This window comes from Flavobacterium rakeshii, assembly GCF_009741375.1.
GTDB lineage: Bacteria > Bacteroidota > Bacteroidia > Flavobacteriales > Flavobacteriaceae > Flavobacterium > Flavobacterium rakeshii.
The window spans coordinates 1-2,996 of sequence record NZ_WOWP01000052.1; the positions used below are offsets into that span (position 1 = coordinate 1).

General features: G+C 48.4%; 1 rRNA gene. It reads left to right on the top strand.

What is annotated here, in order from left to right:
• Positions 1 to 14 precede the first annotated feature (14 nt).
• A 23S ribosomal RNA gene (locus GN157_RS12675) occupies positions 15 to 2,894 on the top strand.
• Positions 2,895 to 2,996: the final 102 nt, after the last annotated feature.

Here is a 2,996-nt window from a genome sequence, read left to right on the forward strand (position 1 = left end):
ACACAAGAAAAGTACAATAAGCAAAATAAGGGCGTATGGGGGATGCCTGTGGCTCTCAGAGGCGAAGAAAGACGTGATAAGCTGCGATAAGCTACGGGGACGGGCACATACCGACTGATCCGTAGATTTCTGAATGGGGCAACCCACTATATTGAAGATATAGTATCCGATAGGAGGCGAACCCGCTGAACTGAAACATCTAAGTAGGCGGAGGAAGAGAAAACAAAAGTGATTCCGTGAGTAGTGGCGAGCGAAAGCGGATTAGCCCAAACCAAGGTTGTTACGGCAATTTTGGGGTTGTAGGACCACGACATTCTATGTAAACAGAACTGGAAGCATCTGGAAAGTTGCATCGTAGAGGGTGATAATCCCGTACAGGTAATGAATATAATAGATAGTGGTATCCTGAGTAGGGCGGGGCACGTGAAACCCTGTCTGAATCCAGCGGGACCATCCGCTAAGGCTAAATACTCCTGAGAGACCGATAGTGAACCAGTACCGTGAGGGAAAGGTGAAAAGAACCGTGAATAACGGAGTGAAATAGATCCTGAAACCATACGCCTACAAGCGGTCGGAGCCCTTTCGTGGGGTGACGGCGTGCCTTTTGCATAATGAGCCTACGAGTTACCGTTGCTGGCAAGGATAAGTGATTAAGTCACGGACCCGTAGCGAAAGCGAGTCTTAATAGGGCGCTTCAGTCAGTAATGGTAGACGCGAAACCGTGTGATCTACCCATGGGCAGGATGAAGCTGTGGTAACACATAGTGGAGGTCCGAACCGGTTGACGTTGAAAAGTCTTCGGATGACCTGTGGGTAGGGGTGAAAGGCCAATCAAACTCGGAAATAGCTCGTACTCCCCGAAATGCATTTAGGTGCAGCGCTGGCTTAAGTTATATAGAGGTAGAGCTACTGATTGGATGCGGGGGCTTCACCGCCTACCAATTCCTGACAAACTCCGAATGCTATATAATGTTTACCAGCAGTGAGGGCATGGGTGCTAAGGTCCATGTCCGAGAGGGAAAGAACCCAGACCATCAGCTAAGGTCCCCAAATGTATGCTAAGTTGAATAAACGAGGTTTGTCTGCCCAGACAGCTAGGATGTTGGCTTGGAAGCAGCCATTCATTTAAAGAGTGCGTAACAGCTCACTAGTCGAGCGGACGAGCATGGATAATAATCGGGCATAAGTATACTACCGAAGCTATGGATTTACGTTTTACGTAAGTGGTAGGGGAGCATTCTATTCAGCGTCGAAGGTGATATGCGAGTATTGCTGGAGCGGATAGAAAAGAAAATGTAGGCATAAGTAACGATAATGCGGGCGAGAAACCCGCACACCGAAAGACTAAGGTTTCCTCAGCTATGCTAATCAGCTGAGGGTTAGTCGGGACCTAAGGCGTACCCGAAGGGGGAAGTCGATGGCCAACGGGTTAATATTCCCGTACTACTTATAATTGTGATGGAGCGACGGAGTGATGAAAGCACCGCGAACTGACGGAATAGTTCGTTAAAGTACGTAACTATAGGATCTGTAGGCAAATCCGCAGATTTTGGTGAAATACGATAGTACACGGAGTCTTCGGACAAAGTGATAGTGTGCCTAAGGGCTTCCAAGAAAACCTTCTAAACTTAGATTATAAGTACCCGTACCCTAAACCGACACAGGTAGTCGAGGAGAGAATCCTAAGGTGCTCGAGAGATTCATGGCTAAGGAATTAGGCAAAATAGACCTGTAACTTCGGGAGAAAGGTCGCCAGCAGCAATGCTGGCCGCAGTGAAAAGGTCCAGGCGACTGTTTATCAAAAACACAGGGCTCTGCAAAATCGTAAGATGAAGTATAGGGCCTGACACCTGCCCGGTGCTGGAAGGTTAAGAGGAGATGTTATCTTCGGAGAAGCATTGAATTGAAGCCCCAGTAAACGGCGGCCGTAACTATAACGGTCCTAAGGTAGCGAAATTCCTTGTCGGGTAAGTTCCGACCTGCACGAATGGTGTAACGATCTGGACACTGTCTCAGCCATGAGCTCGGTGAAATTGTAGTATCGGTGAAGATGCCGATTACCCGCAGTGGGACGAAAAGACCCTGTGCACCTTTACTATAGCTTAGTATTGACCTTGGATAAGTGATGTGTAGGATAGGTGGGAGACTTTGAAATGGCGTCGCCAGGCGTTGTGGAGTCGTTGTTGAAATACCACCCTTTGCTTATCTGAGGCCTAACCCCTTTTTTAGGGGGACATTGCTTGGTGGGTAGTTTGACTGGGGTGGTCGCCTCCAAAAGAGTAACGGAGGCTTCTAAAGGTTCCCTCAGCACGCTTGGTAACCGTGCGTAGAGTGCAATGGCATAAGGGAGCTTGACTGAGAGACATACAGGTCGATCAGGTACGAAAGTAGAGCATAGTGATCCGGTGGTTCCGTATGGAAGGGCCATCGCTCAAAGGATAAAAGGTACGCCGGGGATAACAGGCTGATCTCCCCCAAGAGCTCATATCGACGGGGGGGTTTGGCACCTCGATGTCGGCTCGTCACATCCTGGGGCTGGAGAAGGTCCCAAGGGTTGGGCTGTTCGCCCATTAAAGTGGCACGCGAGCTGGGTTCAGAACGTCGTGAGACAGTTCGGTCTCTATCTACTGTGGGCGTTAGAAATTTGAGTGGATCTGACTCTAGTACGAGAGGACCGAGTTGGACAGACCTCTAGTGTATCTGTTGTCCCGCCAGGGGCACCGCAGAGTAGCTACGTCTGGAAGGGATAAGCGCTGAAAGCATATAAGCGCGAAACCCACCACAAGATGAGATTTCTTTTAAGGGTCGTGGAAGATGACCACGTTGATAGGCTATAGATGTAAAGGCAGTAATGTCAGAGTCGAGTAGTACTAATAACCCGTAAGCTTATGTACGCTCTTTCCTCCCGCGCTGCGGGAGGAAGAAACTTTCTAATTCAAATAATATTATATTCTTTATCTCAATATGTTAAAATATTTAGTAGTAAGTAATGAGAA